This is a genomic window from Arthrobacter sp. StoSoilB19 (genome assembly GCF_019977275.1).
Lineage (GTDB): Bacteria > Actinomycetota > Actinomycetes > Actinomycetales > Micrococcaceae > Arthrobacter.
The window spans coordinates 2294378-2312443 of the sequence record NZ_AP024650.1 but is presented as its reverse complement, the minus strand read 5'-3'; the positions used below and the strand labels follow the sequence as shown (position 1 = coordinate 2312443).

Genomic DNA, 18066 nt, shown 5'->3' with positions numbered 1-18066 from the left:
TGAACAGCAAACATTCCTTTTTTAATTCCGTCCTGTGAGGCGGGGAAAGGGGAGACGAGCGTTGACTTCCGTCACCAGCGCACCGGTTCCAGCCAGGGTTGTCCTCAGCCAGGCGGACATTGACCGGGCACTTACTCGTATCGCCCATGAGATCCTCGAAGCCAACAAGGGATCCCAGGACCTGGTCCTGTTGGGCATTCCCCGCCGCGGCTACCCACTGGCTGTCCGGCTGGCGGAAAAAATCGCCGCCGCGGACGCCACCGTTGACGCCGCCGCCATTGTGGGCCAGCTCGACGTCACCATGTTCCGCGACGACCTCTCCCACCAGGGGACACGGCCGCCGTACCCCACCAGGCTGCCCCGGACAGGCATCGACAACAAAGTAGTGGTGCTCATCGACGACGTCCTGTACTCCGGCCGGACCATCCGCGCCGCCCTGGATGCGCTGGTAGATCTCGGCCGCCCCCGCATCGTCCGGCTTGCGGTCCTGATCGACAGGGGCCACCGCGAACTTCCCATCCGGGCTGACCACGTTGGCAAGAACCTGCCCACGTCCTCCGCCGAGAAGGTCCGGGTCCGGCTCGAAGAAACAGACACGTCCGACGCCGGAACCCCGGTCAACGAAGTCGTGATCGAAGGCGGCGCATGAAACACCTCCTGTCCACCGAGGACCTCAGCCTTTCGAACGCCATCCGCATCCTTGACACCGCGGAGGAAATGTCTGCCGTGGGGGAGCGGGAAGTCAAGAAGCTTCCCGCGCTGCGCGGACGCACCGTGGTCAACCTCTTCTTCGAGGACTCCACGCGGACCCGCATCTCCTTCGAAGCCGCTGCCAAGCGGTTGTCCGCTGACGTCATCAACTTTGCCGCCAAGGGATCATCGGTGTCCAAGGGCGAATCCCTCAAGGACACCGCCCAGACCCTGTCCGCCATGGGCGCCGACGCCGTCGTCATCCGGCACTGGGCCTCCGGCGCGCCGCACCGGCTGGCCGCCACCGACTGGATCGACGCCGCAGTCATCAACGCCGGCGACGGCACCCACGAACACCCCACCCAGGCCCTGCTTGACGCCTTCACCATGCGCCGGCACTGGGCCCGCCTGGCCGGCACGCGTTCCGATGGGACTGACCTGAAGGGCATGCGGGTCGCCATCGCCGGCGACGTCCTGCATTCCCGTGTGGCCCGGTCCAACGTCTGGCTGCTCCGGACACTCGGGGCCGAAGTCACGCTGGTGGCGCCGCCCACCCTCCTGCCGGTCGGCGTCGACAAATGGCCCTGCAGCGTCAGCTACGATCTGGACCAGACCCTGGCCAACGGTGTCGACGCCATGATGATGCTCCGCGTCCAGGGCGAACGCATGAACGCCTCGTTCTTCCCCAGCACCCGCGAATACTCGCGCCGGTGGGGTTTCGACGACAACCGCCTCCGCGCCCTTGACGACCTGGGCATGACGGACACCATCATCATGCACCCGGGGCCAATGAACAGGGGCCTGGAAATCAGCGCCGCCGCAGCGGACTCACCCCGTTCCACCGTCCTGGCTCAGGTCCGCAACGGCGTGTCCGTGCGGATGGCCGCACTGTACCTGCTGCTCTCCGGGGATACCCGGGAACCAGCCGCCCACCGGGCACCGGCCTATGCCGCCGCGGCCCCGTCCCCCAAGGAGAGCAACTGATGGCAGGCAACACCGGAACCTACCTCATCCAAGGCGCCGCCATCCTGGGCGGCGACCCCGCGGACCTGCTGGTCCGTGACGGCATCATCGCCGAGATTGGCACCGGCCTTGACGCTGACGGGGCCACTGTCATCGACGCTGCAGGCCTGGTGGCCCTGCCGGGCATGGTCGATGTGCACACGCACCTCCGCGAACCCGGCCGCGAGGACGCCGAGACCGTGGAGACCGGAACACGGGCTGCGGCCCTGGGCGGCTACACAGCTGTGCACGCCATGGCCAACAGCACCCCCGTCGCGGACACCGCAGGCGTGGTGGAGCAGGTCTACACTCTGGGCCGCGCGGCCGGCTGGGTGGACGTGCGCCCCGTTGGTGCCGTCACCGTTGGACTGGCAGGGGAGCAACTGGCCGAGCTGGGCGCCATGGCCGATTCCCGCGCCCGGGTGCGGATGTTCTCCGATGACGGCATCTGCGTCCACGACCCCGTGCTGATGCGCCGCGCCCTGGAATACGTCAAGGCGTTCGACGGCGTCGTGGCTCAGCACGCACAGGAACCCCGACTTACAGCCGGGGCACAGATGAACGAGGGCGACGTCTCCGCGGTCCTGGGCCTCACCGGTTGGCCCGCGGTGGCGGAAGAAAGCATCATTGCCCGCGACGTCCTGCTGGCCCAGCACGTCGGCTCCCGCCTGCATGTGTGCCACGTGTCCACGGCCGGCTCGGTGGAAATCATCCGCTGGGCCAAGGAACGCGGCATCGACGTCACGGCCGAGGTCACCCCGCACCACCTGCTGCTGACCGATGACCTGGTGCGCAGCTACGACCCCGTGTTCAAGGTCAACCCGCCGCTGCGCACCGACGCCGACGTCCAGGCATTGCGCGCCGGGCTGGCAGACGGGACGATCGACGTTGTGGGTACCGACCACGCGCCGCACCCCAGTGAGCACAAGGAATGCGAATGGGCGCAGGCAGCCATGGGCATGACCGGGCTGGAAACCGCCCTGTCCGTGGTCCAGCACGCCATGATTGAAACCGGCCTGATGACCTGGGCGGACTTCGCCCGGGTCACGTCCACGGCGGCCGCGACGATTGGCCGGCTGAGCGACCAGGGCCGGCCCATCGAAGCCGGGGAACCCGCCAACCTCATCCTGGTGGATCCGGCGGCGCGCTGGACGGTGGACCCCTTCCAGATGGCCACCATGGGCCGCAACTCGCCGTTCAAGGGCAGGGAACTCCCCGGCAAGGTGGTGGCCACCTTCTTCAGGGGGCACCCCACCGTCCTTGACGGCAAACTCAACACCCCGCACCCGGACTCCGCCGCAACCCCGGCAGGCGCTGCCTGATGGACAAAATCCTTCCCGGACTTGCCATGCTGGCGGTGGTCGCCGTCGTGTTCGTCCTCCTCGCCGTCGGCTGGCGCAACCGCCTCAAGCGCCAGTCCGACGTCGAACAACTGCCCCAGGTGCCCGCTGTGCCCGGTGAGCCCACCGCAACTGCCGAAGGGCAGTACGTGGCCACCACCACGGCCGGCGACTGGCTGGACCGCATTGCCGTGCATGGGCTGGGGATCCGCACCAATGCCACCCTCGCGGTGTACCCGCACGGCGTGCTCTATGAGCGGTCGGGTGCGCCTGCGCTGTACATCCCCGCAGCCTCCCTCTCCGATGTCCGGCAGGACAGCGGCATGGCGGGGAAGTTCGTGGAGAAGGACGGCCTGCTGGTGCTGGCATGGACGCACGGTGCCCACCACCTGGACACCGGCTTCCGGACCCGCCGCGCCGCGGACAAGGACGTTCTCTACCAGGCCCTTCAGGATTTGATTTCGTCAGCCCCAGCGGCTGGTGCCACCAGTGGAAAGTAAGACAGTGAAAGCGAATACATTGACAGCAACCACCTCCGCTCCGGCAACGCCAGCTGCGCTGGTACTCGAAGACGGGCGCATCTTCCGCGGCACCAGCTACGGCGCCACCGGCACCGCCCTGGGCGAAGCCGTCTTCGCCACCGGGATGACCGGATACCAGGAAACCATCACCGATCCCTCCTACGCCCGCCAGCTGGTGGTCCAGACGGCCCCGCACATCGGCAACACCGGCGTGAATGACGACGACGCCGAGTCCCGGCGCATCTGGGTGGCCGGCTACATTGTGCGCGACGCCGCGCGCCGGCCCTCCAACTGGCGCTCCGAACGGTCGCTGGACGAAGAGCTGGTGTCCCAGGGCATCGTGGGCATCCAGGGCGTGGACACCCGCGCCATCACCCGGCACCTGCGTGAGCACAAGACCATGCGCGCCGGCATCTTCTCCGGCGAGGCAGCCCAGGCCACGGACAAGGAACTGCTCGACGCCGTCCTGGCCAGCGCCCCCATGGAGGGCTCGCGCCTGGCCGAGGAAGTCAGCGTGGACGAAGCCTACGTCGTGGAGCCAAAGGACCACGGCTGGGACGGCGAACCCCGCCTCACCATCGCTGCAATCGACCTGGGCATCAAGGCCATGACCCCGGTCCGGTTCGCCGAGCGCGGCGTCCGAGTCCACGTGCTTCCCGCCACCGCCACCCTTGAGGACGTCAAGGCCGTCAACCCGGACGGCTTCTTCATGTCCAACGGCCCCGGCGACCCCGCCACCGCCGACGCCCAGGTCAAGCTGCTCCGCTCGGTCCTGGACGAAAAGCTGCCCTACTTCGGCATCTGCTTCGGCAACCAGATCCTGGGCCGCGCCCTGGGCTTTGGCACCTACAAGCTCCGCTACGGCCACCGCGGCATCAACCAGCCCGTGATGGACCGGCGCACCGGCAAGGTGGAGATCACCTCCCAGAACCACGGCTTTGCCGTGGACGCCCCCCTCGACGGCGCCACGCAGGCCCCGGAGGCACGCTACGGGCGGGTGGAAGTGAGCCACATCAGCCTGAACGACGACGTCGTGGAAGGCCTCGCCTGCCTGGACATCCCGGCGTTCTCCGTGCAGTACCACCCGGAAGCCGCGGCAGGACCGCACGATGCCGCCTACCTGTTCGACCGCTTCATCGAGCTCATGGAAGGCACACGGGACGGCCGGAACGCCAACGCGTCCAAGGACCCCGTGGACGCGGCCCACCCCGCAGGCGCTGACCACAAAAACGACAACAAGACTGAGGACAAGAAGTAATGCCGAAACGTACAGATCTCAAGAGCGTCCTCGTCATTGGTTCCGGCCCGATCGTCATCGGCCAGGCCGCCGAATTCGACTACTCCGGCACGCAGGCACTGCGTGTCCTCAAGGAGGAAGGCCTGCGCGTCATCCTCGTGAACTCCAACCCGGCCACCATCATGACCGACCCCGAGTTCGCCGACGCCACCTACGTTGAGCCCATCACCCCCGAGGTGGTGGAGAAGATCATCGCCAAGGAACGTCCGGACGCCGTCCTGCCCACCCTGGGCGGGCAGACCGCGCTGAACACTGCCATCGCCCTGGACAAGAACGGCGTACTGGAGAAGTACAACGTCGAGCTGATCGGCGCCAACATCGCCGCGATCGAGCTGGGCGAGGACCGTGAAAAGTTCAAGGGCGTGGTGGAACGCTGTGGCGCGGAATCCGCCCGCAGCCACATCATCCACAGCATGGATGAGGCCCTCACGGCGGCCGAAGACCTGGGCTACCCCATGGTGGTGCGCCCGTCCTTCACCATGGGCGGGCTGGGTTCCGGCCTGGCCTACAACGAACAGGACCTGCGCCGCATCGTCGGACAGGGCCTGCAGTACAGCCCCACCAGCGAGGTGCTGCTCGAAGAGAGCATCCTGGGCTGGAAGGAATACGAGCTCGAAATGATGCGGGACAAGAACGACAACGTGGTTGTCGTCTGCTCCATCGAGAACTTCGACCCCGTGGGCGTGCACACCGGCGACTCCATCACCGTGGCACCGGCGCTGACCCTCACCGACCGCGAATACCAGAAGCTGCGCGACGTCGCCATCGCCGTCATCCGCGAGGTGGGCGTGGACACGGGCGGCTGCAACATCCAGTTTGCCATCGATCCCAAGACCGGCCGCGTGGTGGTCATCGAGATGAACCCCCGCGTTTCCCGCTCCTCGGCACTGGCATCCAAGGCCACCGGCTTCGCCATTGCCAAGATCGCCACCAAGCTCTCGCTCGGCTACACCCTGGACGAGATCCCCAACGACATCACGCAGAAGACCCCCGCGTCCTTCGAACCCACCCTGGACTACGTGGTGGTCAAGGTCCCGCGGTTCGCCTTCGAAAAGTTCCCGGCAGCGGACAACACCCTCACCACCACCATGAAGTCGGTGGGCGAGGCCATGGCCATGGGCCGGAACTTCACCGAAGCCCTGCAGAAGGCCCTGCGCTCCCTGGAACAGAAGGGCTCGCAGCTGGACTTCAGCTCCGTCCCCGAATGGGAAGTGCCGGAGCTCATCGAAAAGGCCAAGCGCCCCACCACCGAACGCCTGCACCAGGTCCAGCGCGCCCTCCTGGGCGGCGCCACCGTGGAACAGCTCTTCGAAGCCACCAAGATCGACCCCTGGTTCCTTGACCAGCTGGAGCTGCTCAACGAAATCTCCCGCGAAATCCGCCAGGCCGGCGCCCTGACCGCCGACATGCTCAAGCGCGCCAAGCGCCACGGTTTCTCCGACGAACAGATCGGCGCCCTGACGCACAACCCCGAGGCCGTGGTCCGCGGCGTACGCCAGGCGCTGGGCATCCGTCCCGTCTACAAGACCGTGGACACCTGCGCCGCCGAATTCGCCGCCTACACGCCGTACCACTACTCGGCATATGACGAGGAGGACGAGGTTGCGCTGCACTCCAAGCCGTCCATCCTGATCCTCGGCTCAGGGCCCAACCGCATCGGCCAGGGCATCGAGTTCGACTACTCCTGCGTCCACGCCTCCATGGCGCTGCGCAAGGCCGGCTACGAGACCGTCATGGTCAACTGCAACCCGGAAACCGTCTCCACCGACTACGACGTCTCCACCCGCCTGTACTTCGAGCCGCTGACGCTCGAGGACGTGCTGGAGGTCATCGCGGCCGAGGAACGCACCGGCGGCGTCATGGGCGTGTTCGTCCAGCTCGGGGGCCAGACCCCGCTGAAGCTGGCCCAGCAGCTGGCCGACGCCGGCGTCCCCATCCTGGGAACGTCCCCGGAGGCCATCGACCTCGCCGAGCACCGCGGCGCCTTCTCCCGGGTGCTGGACAAGGCCGGCCTGGTATCGCCCAAGAACGGCACCGCCGTCTCCTTCGAGGACGCCAAGAAGATCGCGGACGAGATCGGCTACCCAGTCCTGGTCCGTCCGTCCTACGTGCTGGGCGGCCGCGGCATGGAAATCGTCTATGACGAGCCCAACCTCTCCCGCTACATCGCCAACGCCACCGAAATCACCCCGGACCACCCCGTGCTGATTGACCGGTTCCTTGAGGACGCCGTCGAAATCGACGTCGACGCCCTCTACGACGGCACCGACATGTACCTGGGCGGCATCATGGAACACATCGAGGAAGCCGGCATCCACTCCGGCGACTCCGCCTGCGTCCTGCCGCCGATCACCCTGGGGAGCAACGTCGTCGAACGCGTCCGCACCGCCACCCGCGCCATCGCTGAAGGCGTGGGCGTCCGCGGCCTGATCAACATCCAGTTCGCGCTGGCCTCGGACGTCCTGTACGTCCTGGAAGCCAACCCCCGCGCGTCCCGGACCGTGCCGTTCGTGTCCAAGGCCACCGGCGTCCAGATGGCCAAGGCCGCTGCCCTCATCGGCACCGGCGTGACCATCAACCAGCTCCGCAGCGCCTACAAGATGCTGCCCGAAACCGGTGACGGCTCCACCCTGCCACTGGACGCCCCCGTCGCCGTCAAGGAAGCCGTCCTGCCGTTCAGCCGGTTCCGGACCCTTGAAGGCAAGGTGGTGGACTCCCTGCTCGGTCCCGAGATGCGTTCCACAGGCGAGGTCATGGGAATCGACAAGCACTTCGACACCGCCTTCGCCAAGAGCCAGGCGGCCGCCAACAACGCGCTGCCCACCGAGGGCAAGGTGTTTGTCTCCGTAGCCAACCGGGACAAGCGCTCGGTGATCATGGGCGTCAAGCGGCTCTCGGACCTCGGCTTCGAGATCGTCTCTACCGGCGGCACCGCCGACGTGCTGCGCCGCAACGGCATCCAGGCCACCCCGGTCCGCAAGGTCGCCGAGGGCAGCAGCGCCGAGGGTGAAGGCACCATCGCGGACCTCATTGTGGCCGGCGAGATCGACATGGTCTTCAACACCCCCTCCGGCGGCGAAGCCCGCAGCGACGGCTACGAACTGCGCGCAGCGGCGACGTCCATCGGCATTCCGTGCATCACCACGGTGGCCGAGTTCAACGCCGCCGTCCAGGCCATCGAAGCCCTGCGCACCTACGAGTGGTCCGTCACCAGCCTGCAGGAGCACGCCGCCGCGCTTGCGGAATCACAGAAGGCTGCGCTGCAGCATGCCTGAGCAGGTACCAGGCAGCAGGCCGGTATCCGCCGCCGGCCGGGAGTCCTTCGGCTCCCGGCTCGGCGCGGCCATGGCCGCCCGCGGCCCGCTCTGCGTGGGCATCGACCCGCATCCGGCACTGCTGAAGAGCTGGGGACTGGACGACGACGCCGCCGGGCTGAGGCGTTTTTCCCTCACCGTCCTGGAGGCGGTGGCTTCGCTCGCTGCCGCGGTAAAGCCCCAGGTGGCGCTCTACGAACGGCACGGATCGGCCGGTATGGCGGTCCTGGAGGAAGTCCTGGCCACCGCCCGGGACGAGTCCGTCCTGAGCATCGCCGACGCCAAGCGCGGCGACATCGGGTCCACCATGGCCGCCTATGCCGACGCCTGGCTCCGGGACGGGTCCCCGCTGGCGGCGGACTCCGTCACGCTGAGCCCCTACCTCGGCTTCGAGTCGCTGCGCCCCGCGCTGGACCTCGCGGCCGAAACCGGGCGCGGTGTCTTCGTGCTGGCGCTGACGTCCAACCCTGAAGGCGCTTCCGTCCAGCATGTTGGCGGTAAGGACTCGGTGGCCCGCAGGATCACGGCCGCCGCAGCGGCCGAAAATGCCCGGTACGGGGGCAGCCTGGGTTCCGTGGGCCTGGTGGTTGGCGCCACCGTTGGCAGTGCCCAGAAAGACCTTGAACTCGACCTCGCTGCCGTCCGCGGGCCCATCCTCGCCCCCGGCCTGGGGGCGCAGGGGGCAACGCCGGCCGACCTCCGCTCCACCTTCGGCGACGCCTACCCGCTGGTCCTGGGAACCTCCAGCCGCGACATCCTTTCGGCAGGCCCGCACCTGGGTGGCCTGCGGGAGGCGGCCCTGCGGACGCTGGACGGGCTGCGGGGACAATAGGCTGCAATTGCCCGGATGCATTGATTCGGGCTGCACCAAAGGGTAGTTTCAGGACAGGTCCAAGGGCGGCCGCCCTTGGATGAAATCCGCCGAATCCGGGGGTGTCCGTGATGGTCCTGCGACCTTTATCCGCATCTGAACGGGCCGACGCCCTGGGCAAGGCAGCGGCAGCCAGGGCCACCCGTGCGGCCGCCAAGGAAAGCCTTCGGAACGGCGACAGGTCCGCGGCGGACATTATCAGCTCCGCCCTGGAAGACGACGCACTGGCCAGGATGAAGGTCTCGGAACTGCTTGAGGCCCTTCCCGGCATCGGGAAGGTGCGGGCCGCCGCCATCATGCAGCAGCTGGGCATCGCGGCGTCCCGCAGGGTCCGGGGCCTGGGCGTCCACCAGCGCCGGGCGCTGGTAGATTTTATTGACGAGCATTGAGGCAGGCGGCGCCTGTCTTTCCCCCAACTGCGGCAAAAGGAATACGTGAGCAAGAAACCTGGACTGACAGTCCTCGCAGGTCCGACGGCTGTTGGCAAAGGCACCGTGTCCACCTACATCCGTGACAACTACCCCGAAGTATGGCTTTCCGTTTCAGCCACCACCCGGGCGCCCCGGCCCGGGGAAGTTGACGGCGTCCACTACTTCTTCAAGACCAAGGATGAGTTCGAGCGGCTTATCGCCGATGGTGAACTCCTGGAATGGGCCGTCGTCCATGGACAAAACACCTACGGCACCCTGAAGAGCACCGTGAACCAGGCCATCGCGGAGGGCCGCTCCGTGCTGCTGGAGATCGACCTGCAGGGTGCGCGCCAGGTCAAGGCAGCCGTCCCGGACGCCCAGTTCGTCTTCCTGGCCCCGCCCACCTGGGACGAGATGGTCCGCCGGCTGGTGGGCCGGGGCACCGAAACACCGGAAGAACAGCAGCGACGCCTGGAAACCGCTAAACTGGAACTTGCTGCTGAACCGGAGTTCGACCACACCGTCATCAACGACGACGTCCGCCGGGCAGCGGACGAGCTAGTTTCACTCATGGGGCTGACACCGCATCCACACCTGCCGGAACCGTCAGCCCGCTAGGAATTTGGAGAATTCGTGTCCACGAACCTTGAAGGCATCATCAACCCGCCGATCGACTCGCTGCTTGAGGCAGCCGACTCCAAGTACGGCCTGGTGATCTTCGGTGCCAAGCGTGCTCGTCAGATCAACGCCTACTACGCCCAGCTGCACGAGGGCCTCTTCGAGTATGTCGGACCCCTGGTCGACACCAAGCTGAACGAAAAGTCGCTGTCGATCGCACTGCGCGAAATCAACGAAGGCAAGCTGGTTTCCACGCCGATCGAAGCCGCAGAGTAATCCTGCCGCTGAACTGACTTGCTGTTGACGGAGGTCACGTGCGCATAGTCCTCGGAGTCGGGGGAGGGATCGCCGCCTACAAGGTGGTATCGCTCCTCCGGCTTTTTACTGAAGCCGGCCATGACGTCACGGTGATTCCCACGGAGGCGTCCACCCGCTTCATCGGTACCGCCACCTGGGAGGCGCTGTCCGGAAACCCGGTCAGCAACAGTGTCTTTGATGACGTGCACCTGGTGAACCACGTCCGCCTTGGCCATGAGGCGGACCTCGTGGTGGTGGCACCTGCCACAGCGGACCTCCTGGCGAAGGCTGCCACCGGCCAGGCCGGGGACCTGCTCACCAACACCCTGCTGATGGCCCACGGCCCGGTGCTGTTCGCCCCCGCGATGCACACGGAAATGTGGCAGCATCCGGCCACCCGGGCCAACGTTGAGACGCTCCGCGGCCGGGCCGCAGCCGTCCTGGAACCCGCCTCCGGCAGGTTGACCGGGGCAGACTCAGGTCCCGGCAGGCTTCCGGAACCCCAGGTGATCTTCGACGCAGCCATGGCCCTGGTCCAGGGACGCAGTGATTACCAGTTGCCCCTTGCCGGCCGCACCGTCACCATCAGCGCCGGCGGCACCCGCGAACCGCTGGACCCCGTTCGCTTCCTTGGCAACCGGTCATCCGGCAAGCAGGGAGTGGCCCTTGCGGTCGCAGCGCGGAACGCCGGGGCTACCGTGCGCCTGCTGGCAGCCCACATGGACGTTCCGCCGCCCGCCGGCGTGGAGGTGGTCCGCGTGGAGACCGCCCTGCAACTTCGGGAAGCCGCACTGGAAGCCGCCGCCGTGTCCGACGTCGTCATCATGTCCGCGGCCGTGGCCGATTTCCGCCCGGCGGAAGTCTCGGACACCAAGATCAAGAAACGGGACGACACCGCCGATCCCGTCATCACCCTGGTCCGCAACCCGGACATCCTGCAGGAGCTCGTGGAGCAGCGCAACGCGGGTGCCGGCGAGGCCGGGCAGCTCATCGTCGGATTCGCCGCCGAAACCGGGGACAGCCAGGGCGACGTCCTGGCATATGCGGAAGCAAAGCTCCAGCGGAAAGGCTGCGACCTGCTGGTGGTGAACCACGTAGGAGCGGACAAGGTCTTTGGCCACGACTCCAACTCGGTGGTCATCCTGTCGCGCTCCGGCTCCGAACCACAGGAAGCTTCGGGAACCAAGACAGAGGTTTCGGAAGCCATCGTCCGCCGCATCAGCTTTGAACTGAACCGTGTTTCGTCCACTTGAACCTGTTTCGCCCCTCGCCTGAAGTGTTTCCGGCCACCTTTGCTTAGCACGGGGACATCTACCGACTTCTCCCTGACGGGAGTGCCACCACCAACCAGTAAGGTAGTTGAGTGACTTTACCGCTGCACCTTCCCCACACCCATGGGGCCACGCCCTCCGCGCTCCGGCTTTTCACGTCCGAATCGGTCACCGAAGGCCATCCGGACAAGATCTGCGACCAGATCAGTGACGCCATCCTGGACGCGCTGCTGGCCGCGGACCCCGAATCCCGCGTGGCTGTGGAAACGATGGCCACCACGGGCCTGGTGCACGTGGCAGGCGAAGTCACCACCGACGCGTACGTCGAAATCCCGCAGATCGTCCGGGAGACCATCCTGGGCATCGGCTACGACTCCTCAGCCAACGGCTTCGACGGCGCCCGCTGCGGCGTGTCCGTCTCCATCGGCCAGCAGTCCAACGACATCGCCGGCGGCGTGTTCAACTCCCTTGAGGCACGCGAAGGCCGCCAGGAGGACGACTATGACCTCCAGGGTGCCGGCGACCAGGGCCTGATGTTCGGCTACGCCAGCGATGAAACCCCTTCCTACATGCCCACGCCCATCTGGCTGGCCCACCGGCTGTCCGAGCGGCTCACCGAAGTCCGCAAGACCGGCCAGCTGCCGTATCTTCGCCCCGACGGCAAGACCCAGGTGACGGTCGGCTACGACAAAGACGTGCCCGTTTCCGTGGAAACCGTGGTGATTTCGAGCCAGCACGCGGAGGGGGCAAGCCTGGAGCAGTTGCGCGCCGACCTTGCCGCCGTCGTCATTGAACCCGTCCTCGCGGGCGCCAACCTGGACATCTCACGGACGGCAAATATCCTCAATCCTGCCGGCGAGTTCGTCATCGGCGGCCCGGTGGGCGACGCCGGCCTCACCGGCCGCAAGATCATTGTGGACACCTACGGCGGTATGGCCCGCCACGGCGGCGGCGCCTTCTCGGGGAAGGACCCGTCCAAGGTGGACCGCTCCGCCGCGTACGCCATGCGCTGGGTTGCCAAGAACGTGGTGGCCGCTGGACTGGCCAAGCGCGCGGAGATCCAGATCGCGTACGCCATCGGCCAGGCCCGGCCGGTGGGAACCTACGTGGAGACGTTCGGCACCGAGACGGTGGATCCGGCCCGGATCAGCGCAGCAATCGCGGAAATCTTCGACCTCCGTCCGCGCGCCATCATCGATGCCCTGGATCTGAAGCGCCCCATCTACGCCAAGACCGCCGCCCACGGGCACTTCGGCCGGGATGAGCCCGACTTCACCTGGGAGCGCCTGGACCGGGTGGACGACCTGAAGGCATTCTTCAACGCCTAGCCGGCTTCGGCCGGCTGCCGGACGTCCAATGTCAGTGCCCGGTGCTTGGCTGATCCTGTCCAACCCGTCAGCTGAACGGAGGTGACCGCCATGGTTGCTGGCAGTTCCGTCCAGCCGTCCCTGCTCCAGGGCTTCCCTGCACGTCCCGTGCAAGGCGGCGTCACCGTGGCGGAGCAGCTTCCGGTGGCGCGGGTGCTCATTGAGTCCTCGCTGCCTCACCTGGACCGCCCATTCGACTATGCCGTCCCGGCCGCGCTTGACCAGGCAGCCCAGCCTGGGGTCCGGGTCAAGGTCAAGTTCAACGGCCAGGACCTCAATGGATTCGTCCTGGAACGCGTGGCACAGTCCGACGCCGGACACACCCTTGTACCCCTGGCAAAAGTTGTGTCCCCGGTCCAGGTCCTTACGCCGGCCGTCCGGGACCTCGCCACGGCGGTCGCTGCACGGTATGCGGGGACGGTCAGCGATGTCCTGCGCCTAGCCGTTCCACCCCGGGTTGCCAGGCTGGAAAAGGACTTTCCGGACTCGTTGGACATCCCCGACGCCGAAGCCGTGCAGGACGTCCAGGGCAGCCCCGGATCTTCAGCCTGGGGCACACTCCGCACAGGTGCCGCTTTCCTGCGGCACCTGGCCGCCGGTGGATCTCCGCGGGCCGCCGTCAATCCGCTGCAGGGCTACGGGACTGCCGGCTGGCCGGCCATGCTTGCCCAGGCCGCCGCTGCAGCGTATTCCTCCGGAAGGGGCGCCCTGCTGGTGGTGCCTGACTACCGGGACCTGGATCGCCTGGAGCAGGCACTCAAGGACCTGGTGCCGGACGCTGCCGTAGCCAGGCTGACCGCCGACGACGGGCCCACACCCCGGTACCGGAACTTCCTGCGCCTGCTCGCGGGCAAGGCCACCATCGCCATCGGTACACGCTCGGCCGCCTTCGCCCCGGTGCAGGACCTGGGGCTCGTGGCGTGCTGGGACGACGGCGACGACCTCCATATCGAGCAGCGCGCACCGTACGCCCACGCACGGGAGGTCCTGCTCCTTCGCGCCGAGCAGGAGGGCACGGCCTGCCTCCTTGCCGGGCACGCGCGCAGCACCGAGGTCCAGCGTCTGGTGGAAGCCGGCTGGGCCGTCCCGGTTGACACCGAGCGTGCCACCGTCCGCAGGACGGTTCCCCGCGTGGTCAGCACGGCAGACAGCTTCGAGCAGGGGCGGGACCCACTGGCCACCATCGCGCGCCTGCCGCACGCTGCCTGGCAGGCCGCCAAGGAAGGTCTTGAGCGTGGCCCTGTCCTGGTCCAGGTTGCCAGGGCAGGGTACGCGCCGTCACTGGTGTGTGAAACCTGCCGGGAGCCGGCCCGCTGCGGGAACTGCCAGGGGCCCCTTGCGCTGGCCGGCACCTCGGCGCTTCCCCAATGCCGCTGGTGTTCCACGCCGGCGCCGGACTGGAAGTGCTCCCACTGCGGCGCCCGGCGGCTGCGGAAAGGTTCAACCGGAGTCCTCCGTACAGCCGAGGAGCTTGGCCGGGCCTTTCCCGGCACAACGGTCATCACGTCGTCCGGCGACCAAGTGAAAGCCACGGTGGGGGCGGGAAAGTCGCTGGTGGTGGCGACCGTGGGGGCCGAACCGGTGGCGGAGGCCGGGTATGCCGCCGCCCTGCTGCTGGACGGCGATTCCCTGCTGCGCCGGGAGACTCTCCGGGCGGGCGAAGACACGGTACGCCGCTGGTTCAACGCCGCTGCCCTCGTCCGTCCCGCCCCGGACGGCGGGCTGGTGGTGGTCACCGCCACGGACGCAGCAGCCACCGGCGCGCTGCTGCGCTGGGACCCGGCCGGCTATGCCCAGCGGGAACTGTCCCTGCGCGTGGAACTGCAGCTTCCCCCAGCGGTGCGCATCGCCTCGGTCACCGGGCCGCGCGCCGCCGTCGAACACTACACAGGTGCCGTGGAAGCGGACCTCGCCGGCGCGGGGATAAGTATCCGCACCGCCGGTCCGGCGCCGCTGGTGCTCACCGCACCGCCTTCCGGCCGGCGCTCGGCCGAGGACGTCCGGACCCTGCTGTTCTTCCCCTATGGCCAGGCCGCCGCCGTCGTCCGTGTCCTGCGGGTGACCCGCGCAGCCGTGGCCGCCAAACGGGCCACGGACCCTGTGCAGCTGCGCCTGGACGGTGTTGACGTCCTCTAGGCTGGGGACGTCCTGTGACGGCCAGGGCAATGATGCCTTGGGGACGTCCTCAGCGGCGCCTTTTCGCCACGACCTCGTGTGCCGCCTCCACCAGTTGGCGGGCCGATTCATCCCAGCTGAACTCCCGCGCCCGGGCCAGGGAGCGGCGCGACATGTCCTGCCAGTGCGCGTCGTCCTGCAGCTGCGCAACCGCGTCCGCGAACTGCCCGGGTGACTCCGGGTCCACGTAGGTGGCGGCGTCCGCGCCGACTTCCCGGAAGATGGGAATGTCGCTGGCGATCACCGGGGTACCCACGGCCATGGCCTCGACCAGGGGAAGGCCGTATCCCTCGGCCCGGGACAGGCTCACCAGCGCCGTTGCCCGGCGCAGCAGGCCGTCATACTCTGCGTCCGTCACGCCGTTGTGGAACACCACGGAGGCGCCCGGCGGGATGAGGCTTTCCAGTTCCGCCCGCCGCTCCGGCGTGATCCGGCTCAGCAGGTGCAGCGTGTATTTGGGCAGTCCGGCCATGCCGGCCACCATGGTTTCCACGTTCTTGTAGGGCATGAACGAACCCATGTAAATGATGGTCTTGTCCGCGCCGTCGCCAGGCTGGCGGGGTTCCTGCGCCGGTTGGGGGGCGTTGGCGATGATGCGGACGGGCCGGCGCGTCAGCCGGTACTTGGCCATCAGCGCCTCAGTGGTCCTGCTGATGGTGGCCACGGTGTCGGCCCGGTTGAGGAGCAGCCGCTGCGGCCAGAATGCTTTGTGGTAGAGGCGCCAGAGCAGCCGGACGGGGGCCGGCAGGAACCCCGGGGGAGCGGGGTGCTCATAGTAGATGAGGTCGTGCAGCGTGAGGATCAGCCCGTACTTCCGGCCCCAGGTACCCATGGTCTGCATGGGGCACACCACCACGTCAGCCCCGGTGGCATTGACCTTCCGGGCAACGAACAGCTCCAGCGGCGACAGCGGACTGCTGATGAGCGTGTACGGCACGTCCGGCAGGAGGGCCAGCTGCCGGACGTCGGAAACCAGCATGGAGACATCCGCGATTTTTGCCGTGGCAGCGATCAGGCTGGCTCCGTAGCGGCTGATGCCGTCGTGATGGTCTGTACGGGTGAAACGTGCATCAATGACGATCTTCACGCGGGGTGGTCCTTCAGGAAGCTGCGGATGTGTCGGGCGGCCGGCTCCGGAGTTTCGTAGTGGATCAGGTGTCCGACGCCGGGAATCACCTTCAGTTCCCCGTCCGGAAGCAGTGACAGGAGGCGGTGCTGGCTGGGAAGGGTGGCGATTTCATCCTTTTCGCCCGCGATGAGCAGCACGGGGAGTTCGAGTTGTCCGGCCACCTCCGCCACGTGGTTGCTGACGGAGGCCGTGAACGACTCCAGCAGGCTGTCCCGGTCCGCGAAGGAACTGAAGTAGGCGTGGTGCTGGCCGTGGATGAAAGCCCTCAGCTCCCGGTCGCGGGTCTTGGCCATGGCCTCGCTCATGACCCGCACAATCAGCCGGTTGCGCAGCAGGGCCAGGCCCGGCCCGCGGGGGAGCCGTGCCGCCAGCCGGTAATACAGGACTGCCAGCCGCGTCATCACGCCCTTGGGTCCTTCCAGCGCCGGAGCAGCGATGGGGTTGATGAGGATCAGGGGACGCACGGCCTCCGGGTTGTTGGCCACGAAGTACGCAGCAAGGATGGAGCCGAATGAATGTCCCAGCAGCACGGTTTCCGGCCCCAGTCCCTGGGACGCCATGAAGTCACTGATGAACTGCCCGTAGCGCTCCACTGAGTGCGGGTCCCGGGCAAAGGCATCGGAGCTGCCGAAGCCGGGCAGGTCCGGCATGATGATGCGCATCTCCGGCAGTTTGTCCGCGACGCGCAGGAGCCCGTGGTGGTCGCCGCGGAACCCATGGACCACCAGGATGGTGCGGGTCTCCGGCGTTTCCTGCAGGGGCGCATAGGTCCAGAAGGCCACCGTGCCGCCGTCGATGGTCACGGTGGAGGCTGAGGTGCGGGCGGAAAGCCCCGCGCTCAGGTACGCAGGCGCAGGGGAGGTCCCCGGATTTACGGTGTCCATGCGCGGGCCTAGTTGACGTTGTCCGGGTGCGAGCCCGTCCGCTGCCCGCGGTCCAGCGCGTTGATGGCCGCCAGGTCGCGTTCGGAGAGTTCGAAATTGAAGACGTTAAGGTTCTCCCGGATCCGCACTTCGGAACTGGCCTTGGGAATGGCGATGTTCCCCAGCTGCATGTGCCAGCGAAGGATCACCTGCGCAGGCGTCCGGCCGTGCTCGGCGGCGCAGGCCTGGATCACCGGATCGGCCAGGACCTGGCCGCGGCCCAGCGGGCTCCACGCTTCTGTCCGGATGCCCAGGCCGGCGTGCTTGCTGCGCAGTTCCTCCTGCTGCAGCCACGGGTGCAGTTCGATCTGGTTGACGGCGGGAACCACCTCGGCACTTTGGAGCAGGCGGTCAAGGTGTGCCGGCTGGAAGTTGCTGACGCCAATGGCACGGACCCTGCCTTCGCGGTACAGCGTTTCCAGGGCCCGGTAGGTTTCCGGGAACAAGCCACGGCGTGGGCAGGGCCAATGGATGAGGTACATGTCCACGTAGTCCAGTCCCAGGTTGACCATGGAGTCGTCGAAAGCCCGCAGCGTGGCGTCGTAGCCGTGGTGGTCGTTCCACACTTTCGTGGTGATGAAGATGTCCTCCCGGCTCAGGGACGGCGACAGTTCCCCGGAGCCGCCGCTGCCTGTCCCGTCGCCCAACTGGGAACTGATGCCGCGGGCCACGCCGGTTTCGTTCCCGTACATGGCGGCGGTATCGAAGTGGCGGTAGCCGGCGGCGAGCGCGGTGGCCACGAGCCCTTCCGCCTCTGCTGGCGGCACCTTGTACAGCCCAAAGCCGAGCTGGTCTATCAGCACGCCGTTGTTCAGGCTGAGCCGGGGTGAGGTTCTCATGG

Annotated in this window: 16 protein-coding genes; 13 read left to right on the top strand and 3 right to left on the bottom strand. The window is 67.4% G+C overall.

Annotated features, from left to right (window positions below; translation table 11 throughout):
* Positions 1–61: 61 nt before the first annotated feature.
* The 13 genes from pyrR to LDO86_RS10490 all read left to right on the top strand — a co-directional run bounded on the left by pyrR (position 62) and on the right by LDO86_RS10490 (position 15134).
* The gene (gene pyrR, locus LDO86_RS10550; RefSeq protein ID WP_018769310.1) at positions 62–649 is read left to right on the top strand and encodes a bifunctional pyr operon transcriptional regulator/uracil phosphoribosyltransferase PyrR; all 588 of its coding nucleotides are present in this window, start codon (positions 62–64) and stop codon (positions 647–649) included.
* Positions 646–1674 (top strand): aspartate carbamoyltransferase catalytic subunit, encoded by a 1029-nt coding sequence (locus LDO86_RS10545; protein WP_018769309.1) that lies wholly within the window; start codon positions 646–648, stop codon positions 1672–1674. Before pyrR ends, LDO86_RS10545 begins: the two co-directional genes overlap by 4 nt.
* Positions 1674–3014 (top strand): dihydroorotase, encoded by a 1341-nt coding sequence (locus LDO86_RS10540; protein ID WP_018769308.1) that lies wholly within the window; start codon positions 1674–1676, stop codon positions 3012–3014. The genes LDO86_RS10545 and LDO86_RS10540 overlap by 1 nt, the downstream gene beginning before the upstream one ends.
* On the top strand, positions 3014–3532 hold the full coding sequence (locus LDO86_RS10535) for a hypothetical protein (protein WP_224083970.1): 519 nt from the start codon (positions 3014–3016) through the stop codon (positions 3530–3532). Before LDO86_RS10540 ends, LDO86_RS10535 begins: the two co-directional genes overlap by 1 nt.
* A 19-nt stretch (positions 3533–3551) precedes the next feature.
* Positions 3552–4811, top strand: coding sequence for a glutamine-hydrolyzing carbamoyl-phosphate synthase small subunit (gene carA / locus LDO86_RS10530; protein WP_224083969.1), 1260 nt, complete (start codon positions 3552–3554; stop codon positions 4809–4811).
* On the top strand, positions 4811–8125 hold the full coding sequence (gene carB, locus LDO86_RS10525; protein ID WP_134164710.1) for a carbamoyl-phosphate synthase large subunit: 3315 nt from the start codon (positions 4811–4813) through the stop codon (positions 8123–8125). Before carA ends, carB begins: the two co-directional genes overlap by 1 nt.
* Positions 8118–8996 carry an orotidine-5'-phosphate decarboxylase gene (pyrF, locus tag LDO86_RS10520; protein WP_224083968.1) on the top strand — a complete coding sequence of 293 codons (879 nt, stop codon included), beginning with the start codon at positions 8118–8120 and terminating at the stop codon, positions 8994–8996. The genes carB and pyrF overlap by 8 nt, the downstream gene beginning before the upstream one ends.
* Positions 8997–9106: 110 nt before the next feature.
* Positions 9107–9424: an integration host factor, actinobacterial type gene (gene mihF, locus LDO86_RS10515; protein ID WP_026265771.1), complete on the top strand. Its 318-nt coding sequence runs from the start codon at positions 9107–9109 to the stop codon at positions 9422–9424.
* A gap of 45 nt (positions 9425–9469) precedes the next feature.
* A complete protein-coding gene (gmk, locus tag LDO86_RS10510) occupies positions 9470–10063 on the top strand; it encodes a guanylate kinase (protein ID WP_144599766.1) in 594 nt (197 codons plus the stop codon).
* Between the two features lie 15 nt (positions 10064–10078).
* Positions 10079–10339: a DNA-directed RNA polymerase subunit omega gene (gene rpoZ / locus LDO86_RS10505; RefSeq protein ID WP_003800778.1), complete on the top strand. Its 261-nt coding sequence runs from the start codon at positions 10079–10081 to the stop codon at positions 10337–10339.
* Between the two features lie 38 nt (positions 10340–10377).
* Positions 10378–11613 (top strand): bifunctional phosphopantothenoylcysteine decarboxylase/phosphopantothenate--cysteine ligase CoaBC, encoded by a 1236-nt coding sequence (gene coaBC, locus LDO86_RS10500; RefSeq protein ID WP_224083967.1) that lies wholly within the window; start codon positions 10378–10380, stop codon positions 11611–11613.
* A gap of 110 nt (positions 11614–11723) precedes the next feature.
* A complete protein-coding gene (gene metK / locus LDO86_RS10495; protein WP_018769300.1) occupies positions 11724–12959 on the top strand; it encodes a methionine adenosyltransferase in 1236 nt (411 codons plus the stop codon).
* 90 nt (positions 12960–13049) lie between these two features.
* A complete protein-coding gene (locus tag LDO86_RS10490) occupies positions 13050–15134 on the top strand; it encodes a primosomal protein N' (RefSeq protein WP_224083966.1) in 2085 nt (694 codons plus the stop codon).
* 49 nt (positions 15135–15183) lie between these two features.
* Here the strand turns inward: LDO86_RS10490 and LDO86_RS10485 are convergent, their stop codons facing one another.
* Genes LDO86_RS10485 through LDO86_RS10475 form a run of 3 tightly spaced genes read right to left on the bottom strand, consistent with a single transcriptional unit; the run spans position 15184 to position 18064 of the window.
* Positions 15184–16260 carry a glycosyltransferase family 1 protein gene (locus tag LDO86_RS10485; RefSeq protein WP_018769297.1) on the bottom strand — a complete coding sequence of 359 codons (1077 nt, stop codon included), beginning with the start codon at positions 16258–16260 and terminating at the stop codon, positions 15184–15186.
* Entirely contained in the window at positions 16257–17186 is a 930-nt protein-coding gene (locus LDO86_RS10480) for an alpha/beta hydrolase (protein ID WP_018769296.1), read from the bottom strand. Before LDO86_RS10480 ends, LDO86_RS10485 begins: the two co-directional genes overlap by 4 nt.
* Positions 17187–17194: 8 nt before the next feature.
* On the bottom strand, positions 17195–18064 hold the full coding sequence (locus LDO86_RS10475) for an aldo/keto reductase (protein ID WP_224083965.1): 870 nt from the start codon (positions 18062–18064) through the stop codon (positions 17195–17197).
* Positions 18065–18066 lie beyond the last annotated feature (2 nt).